Raw genomic sequence first — 6,563 nt, forward strand, 5'->3', positions numbered from 1 at the left:
TCGCATAGATCGGCGAATGCGATTTGCGCAGCTTGCCGTTCTCGGTGCGGTCGTGCTGGCGGCATTCTATTTTGTCAGTTCGCTCACTACCAATCTTGCCGACAAAAATATCAGGACCGGGTTCGCTTTTTTAAGCGAGCGGGCAGGATTCGCAATTGGCGAGACACTAATCAGTTACGGGCCGGGCGATAGTTTCGCTGCTGCACTGCTGGTTGGGCTTCTCAACACGCTACTGGTTTCGGCGCTGGCCATTGCGTTCTCTACCATTCTCGGGCTCTGGATCTGCATGGCGCGTCTTTCGCGCAATTGGCTTCTGGCGCGGATAGCTCGGATCTACATCGAGATCGTCCGCAACATTCCCCTGCTACTGCAGATCTTCGTCTGGTACGCGGTCTTTCTGTTCAGCTTGCCTCCGCCTGAGATCGGCGGTGGCGGGAACTTCGGGTTCGACAATCGTGGACTCCATCTGCCCGCCTTTGCCTCGGCTGGACCGCTGGCTCTCGCCGCTGCCCTAGGTACACTCGCGTGGTTCCTGCTGCGAGGCACAAGCATTTTTAAGTCCAGGCCACGAATCGCGATTATTATCGTACTATCGATCTCTGTGCTGGCTCTGATTGTCGGCGGAGCCGAAGTGGTTTTACCAAAATCTGGAAAATTCGGCTTCAGCGGTGGACTTTCGCTCTCGACGGAATTCCTTACCCTCGTTGTCGGTCTTTCGGTCTACACTTCTGCCTACCTCGCGGAGATCTTTCGTTCGGCAATACTGGCGGTACCCATGGGACAGGTTGAGGCAGCCGCAGCACTCGGCCTTTCACCTGGCTCGACAATGGCCCGAATCATTGTGCCCCAGGCAGTCCGCATTGCAATTCCGCCGATGACGAGCTGGCATCTCAACACGGTGAAGAACAGTTCGCTTGGTGTTGCTATCGGTTATCCAGAGTTCGTTTCAGTCGTCGATACGGTGATCAGCCAGACAGGTCAGGCGATCGAGGGCGTTGGTCTTATCGTCATTACTTTCCTAACCCTATCGCTAATACTTGCATTCGTGTCCGATCGCTACGCACGAAGCTTCGGTTGGAGTCTTACCGGACAGGCTGGGCGGCAGGCCGCTGCCGAAGTAACCGAGCCTTTGCCCCTATTGAGATCGTCACGATGGGGCACTTGGGCGAAGCGCAATCTTTTTGCGACGAAGCTGCAAACAATGCTCACCCTTTTGGCCCTTGCGCTAACACTCGTTGCGGGGTGGAGTGCGCTGGCGTGGCTTTTCTTGGATGCGACGTTCACAGGCGGTGCGCCGCAATGCCGGATCAATGACGGTGCGTGCTGGCCATTTCTGAAAGAGAACTTCAATCTCATCCTGTTCGGGACTTATCCGGAAACGGAGCGATGGAGAACCGTTATCGCCGTGGTTCTTATGGTGGGCTGCCTGGGACTTTCCTTCATTGTGCGTCTTTGGGGCAGGCGTCTTGCGACACTGTGGGGCCTCGGAATTGCGGCAGCCATCATTTTGCTGCGCGGCGGGTTCGGTTTGCTCGAGCCGGTCCCAATGGACAAATGGAGTGGGTTGCCGGTTACGCTTCTCCTGGCCAGCATCGCTGTCGTGGCAGCTTTCCCATTGGCGGTACTTTTGGCTTTCGCCCGACAATCGTCCAACACTGTTTTCCGGCGGCTGGCGATAAGCTTTATCGAGCTGGTGCGCGGCGTTCCATTGATCGGCGTATTGTTTATCGCCGCGGTGATGTTCCCCCTTTTCATTCCGGAATGGCTAACCATCGATAGCTTGCCGCGTGTGCAGATTGCGCTCGTCCTTTTCACCGCGGCCTACATGGCAGAGGCTGTTCGTGGCGGCCTGATCTCTGTGCCGAAAGGGCAAGCAGAAGCCGCGATGGCGCTCGGTCTGGGAAAATGGCAGGCTCGCCGCCACGTAATTTTGCCTCAGGCTTTGAAGGTAAGTGTGCCTGGATTGGTCAACACGTCGATCAGCGAGGTCAAAAATACTACGCTCGTTTTGATTGTGGGGGTCTTCGATCTTTTACAGACCACTCGACTTTCCTATGTCGAAGCTCAGTGGCGCCCTTACTTTGCCGAAGCCTATCTTTTCTCCGGGACAATATTCTTCGCGATTTGTTTCGCGTTGTCGCGCCTTGCTACCAAGATCGAACGAGAGCTTACATATGAAGGATAATCGCAAGCGCGAAAAGGCGCTCGGGACGTTGGAGAGGGGCGACAGCGGCTGGCGCGAAGCCACTCGCATTGTCCATGGTGGCCCAAAGCCTTCCGAACAAAGCGGCGTGATCAATCCTCCAATCTACCGCGCATCGACGATAATCTACGATACGGTCGATGCCTATATTGATCGCCACAAGGGGCTGTATGGCGATGTCATCTACGGTCTGTACGGCACAAGAAGTACTTACGCACTGGCCGAAGCGATCGCTGAGCTCGAACAAGGATCGGCAACGGTCATAACGTCTTCCGGTACCAGTGCGATTGCGCTGACCTTGTCTGCGTTCGTAGAAGCCGGAGATCACCTGCTGGTAGCCGATTGCATTTACGGCCCGACGCGAAAATTCCTGTCCGAAATCCTCTCGAAATTCGGCGTGGATATTGAATATTTCAAGGCGGACATTGCCGGCGGCGTAGCAGAATTGTGCCGTCCGGAAACCAAGCTGATCTACATGGAGACACCCGGCTCGCAGACATTCGACATCATAGATATCCCGGCTATTTCGGCGGTCGCGCGCGCAAGGGGCATATTGACTGCGGTCGACAACACCTGGGCCACCCCGCTCTATTTCAAACCCTTGCTTCATGGGGTGGATCTCTCGATTGCCTCCGCGACCAAATATCTTTCGGGACATTCGGATTGCCTGCTAGGCGCAATCACAGCATCCGACGAAGCTGTTTTCCGTCGGATCAAGGACGTTGCGGCACGGTGGGGCAACTGCGCCAGCCCGGACGATTGCTATCTCGTGCAACGCGGGCTGCGAACGCTTGATACGCGACTGGAGCGTCATCAGCGGACGGCTTTTGCGTTGGTCGACTGGTTGGTGGAGCAACCGGAAGTCCAAGCTATCCTCTATCCTGCTCATCCCAACGATCCGGGACATGCCATCTGGAAGCGCGACTTCACCGGGGCAAGCGGGTTGTTCGGCGTCCAGCTCGATGGACTCAACGAAAATGAGACCCGTGCATTCTTCGACCACATGTGGACATTCCAGCTCGGTTCGAGCTGGGGTGGATTTGAAAGCTTGGCCGTTCCGGCCTGGCCTGCGCCGGTCCGGGCCTTTTCGAACAAAGAGCGCGACGGCGCGCTGATTAGGATCCACGCAGGTCTGGAAGCTGTCGATGACCTCATCGACGATCTCGATGCCGCGTTTGATCGGGTGCGCACATTACGGCGGTCGAACTAATGCCGACAGCCATCCGACTCAGTGGCGTCGACAAATGGTATGGAGCGTATCACGCCCTGCGTAGTGTCGATCTGGAAGTGGGCCAAGGGGAACGCGTGGTCCTGTGCGGACCGTCAGGCTCGGGAAAGTCCACTCTTATCAGGTGCATGAACCTTCTCGAAAGGCCCGAAGCAGGGCTGGTCGAGATCGGCGGTGTCAATGTGCTCGAGAGATCGACCGCGGCTACCCATGCGCTCGGCCGTGTCGGCATGGTGTTCCAGCAGTTCAATCTCTTTCCGCACAAGACGATCGTGCAGAATTGTACGCTGGCGCCAGTTCTGGTGCGCAAGCAAGAGACCGCGGTCGCTCTGGAACGAGCCATGCACTATCTCGAAAAGGTCAAGATCGCTGATCAGGCACACAAATTTCCGAGCCAGCTTTCGGGCGGCCAGCAACAGCGGGCCGCGATCGCCCGGGCGCTGACTATGGAACCCGAGATACTGCTTTTCGACGAACCCACATCTGCCCTTGATCCCGAAATGATCAAGGAGGTTCTCGATGTCATGGTGGAATTGGCTGGCGATGGTCGGACAATGGTCTGCGTAACCCACGAAATGGGGTTTGCCAGGCAAGTGGCAGACCGTGTGCTGTTTATGGATCAGGGAAGCATACTGGAGGATCGCGATCCTCAAAGCTTCTTTGCGTCGCCCCAAACGGAACGAGCGCAAACCTTTCTCGGCCAGCTCCTTAATCACTGATCGCGATCGGGACGGCCCATGGACGATAATAATCTGCGTCTTCTGCAGCCGGGGATTGTCCTTCCATGCATGCCTTCGCCAGTGGCCAATTATTCGCCAGCATCGAACCACACCGATGCTCTGACGTTTTCAGGTAAATTGCCTCGATCGGTTCGAATTATGGTACCGGGTCAAATCGACAAAGACCTTTCGATCAACGAAGGCGTTGCAGTCGCGCGGATGTGCGAGACCGCCTTTCCGGCGACTGTGAAGGTGGCGCTTGGTGGAGATCTCGGGCGTATCGAGAGATCCCTGACATTGAATGGTTTCGCGAATGCGACGGATGACCTCGAGGCGAATCCACAAGTGATCGATTGTGCGTTGGACCTGAATGCTGCAGCTTTTGAAGAAGCAGGTCAGCACTGCCGGAAAGCCGCTGGCTTACCATCGTTTTCGCTCGGTGCAGCAGTTGAAGCCTCTGCAAGTTTCGCGGTATGCGGATGAACGTCGCGTGATAGAGCGCACTCCACCTCCTGAGTTTAGGATCGAACGGGATTCGCTTGGCGAATTTGCCCTACCTGCACACGCGCTTTTCGGAATTCACACTGCCCGTGCGGTTGAGAACTTCCCAATCTCGGGCCGTCTGATCGGGGAATTTCCAGAATTGATCGCTGCCCTTGCCCGGATCAAGAAAGCTGCCTGCAAAATCAACGTCCAAGAGGCACTGATACCCACACACCTGCTGGATCCAATTGTACAAGCCTGTGATGAGATTGCTGGAGGCCAGTTCGCCGAGTGGTTCGTGGTAGATATCTACCAGGGTGGGGCGGGAACATCGACCAACATGAACGTCAACGAGGTGATCGCGAACCGGTCGTTACAGCTATTGGGGAAGCAGCTCGGCGATTATGAGGCAGTTGATCCGATCGGACATATCAATCGCTGCCAGTCGACCAACGATTGTTATGCGTCGGCGGTGAGATTGGCGCTCTTCGTCTTGAACACCAAGCTCGTTGGCGCGCTGGATAGTCTCGTAATCAGCCTCTCAAGAAAGGCTCGCCAGTTCGCAAATGTCGAGAAGCTCGGTCGAACCCAGCTTCAGGATGCAGTGCCGATGACGGCCGGGGCAGAAATTGGGGCGTGTGCCTCTAGCTTGCGCGAGGATGTTCGGCGCCTCAACGAATTGCCGGGCATGTTTCTCGAAATCAATATGGGCGGAACTGCAATTGGTAGCGGTGTGGGAGCAACCACGGCCTATCGAGAAAAAATCGTCGGAGCCGTCGCAGAAGAGTTCGACCTGCCGATCAGTCCAGCTCATGACCCCTACGAAGCAAGCTGGGACGTTGGAGCTTTTGTACTTTACAGCGGCATGTTGAAGCGCCTGGCAGTGAAACTTTCCAAGATTGCAAACGACTTTCGATTGCTTTCCAGCGGGCCCAGAGGCGGCCTGGGAGAACTCGTTTTGCCGGAGCGACAAGCTGGATCGTCCCTGATGCCCGGCAAAGTGAACCCGGTTGTTCCCGAAGCACTCAATCAGGTCGCCTTTCGCGTTTTTGGTCTCGACACCAGCATTACATTCGCGGCGGAGGCGGGACAGTTGCAGCTGAATGCATTTGAGCCACTCATATTTAGCTCGACATACGAAGCGGCTTCCCTGCTTTGCTCCGCAATCCGAATGTTCGAGACCAAGTGCGTCGAAGGTCTTTCGGTTGACCAAGACATTTGTCTGGCAAAGCTCGAACTGAGTACTGCGCGTGCGACCGAAGCTGCGGTTAATTTGAGCTATGGTCGAGCGGCGGAAATAGCGCGTCATGCTCTAGCGAGCGGCCAGACCTGGGAAGAAGCATTGCGAGATTTGTCGGAAGATTGATCGCCAGTTATCAGACTGATCCACCGCGACGGCGGAGCGATATGACACTTTATCTGAACCAGTCCGGCAGGCTTCGCCGGACAGAGGGGAAGCAGCGCGGCACCTGCACCGCTCATGTCAGCTACAGCACCGCGCGTGTGCCGTCGCCGCGCGTTATGACGGGGCACCTAGGCCTTGTCGGTCGATCCACTCCATCTCGGATAACGGTCCGTAGCTGTCGTCGTATATTAGGGCGTAGACTCATTACGCAGCCTATACTGCATGAATGGAAGAAAAACACAATAAAACAGCAGGTTCGTGCTCTGCAAAGAGCGAGCAATCGAATGGCAGGCAAGGCTCAGTCATAGCCCCTCGCAGGCCATTGATCAGGCTGAAACTGACAGGCCATATCGCTCGTCGCAAGTCGCTTCCGATCGGCATTACCTGGGACACCGATCTTCCCGGCTTCGGGCTTCGCAAACGGAAGCCGGGACACCTTACTTGGATAGTCAAGCATAGCCCGCGAGGTATGTAGCGCATGGTGACGCTTGTCATAGCAAACTTCCTTTCGATTAGGGATTGACC

The 6,563-nt window shown here is 56.1% G+C and carries 5 protein-coding genes; all 5 read left to right on the top strand.

The window, feature by feature from the left end; genetic code table 11:
• The first annotated feature begins 16 nt into the window (after positions 1–16).
• The 5 genes from KYK83_RS14100 to KYK83_RS14120 are packed head-to-tail and all read left to right on the top strand — an operon-like array spanning position 17 to position 5,999.
• Positions 17–2,185, top strand: coding sequence for an ABC transporter permease subunit (locus tag KYK83_RS14100; RefSeq protein WP_222828736.1), 2,169 nt, complete (start codon positions 17–19; stop codon positions 2,183–2,185).
• On the top strand, positions 2,175–3,413 hold the full coding sequence (metC, locus tag KYK83_RS14105) for a cystathionine beta-lyase (RefSeq protein WP_222828737.1): 1,239 nt from the start codon (positions 2,175–2,177) through the stop codon (positions 3,411–3,413). The genes KYK83_RS14100 and metC overlap by 11 nt, the downstream gene beginning before the upstream one ends.
• Positions 3,413–4,150, top strand: a complete 738-nt coding sequence (locus KYK83_RS14110) for an amino acid ABC transporter ATP-binding protein (RefSeq protein WP_222828738.1) — start codon at positions 3,413–3,415, stop codon at positions 4,148–4,150. Before metC ends, KYK83_RS14110 begins: the two co-directional genes overlap by 1 nt.
• Positions 4,151–4,168: 18 nt before the next feature.
• Positions 4,169–4,633 carry a RidA family protein gene (locus KYK83_RS14115; RefSeq protein ID WP_222828739.1) on the top strand — a complete coding sequence of 155 codons (465 nt, stop codon included), beginning with the start codon at positions 4,169–4,171 and terminating at the stop codon, positions 4,631–4,633.
• Positions 4,521–5,999: an aspartate ammonia-lyase gene (locus KYK83_RS14120; protein ID WP_222828740.1), complete on the top strand. Its 1,479-nt coding sequence runs from the start codon at positions 4,521–4,523 to the stop codon at positions 5,997–5,999. The genes KYK83_RS14115 and KYK83_RS14120 overlap by 113 nt, the downstream gene beginning before the upstream one ends.
• Positions 6,000–6,563 lie beyond the last annotated feature (564 nt).

The sequence above is a fragment of the Qipengyuania pacifica genome (assembly GCF_019857205.1).
GTDB lineage: Bacteria > Pseudomonadota > Alphaproteobacteria > Sphingomonadales > Sphingomonadaceae > Qipengyuania > Qipengyuania pacifica.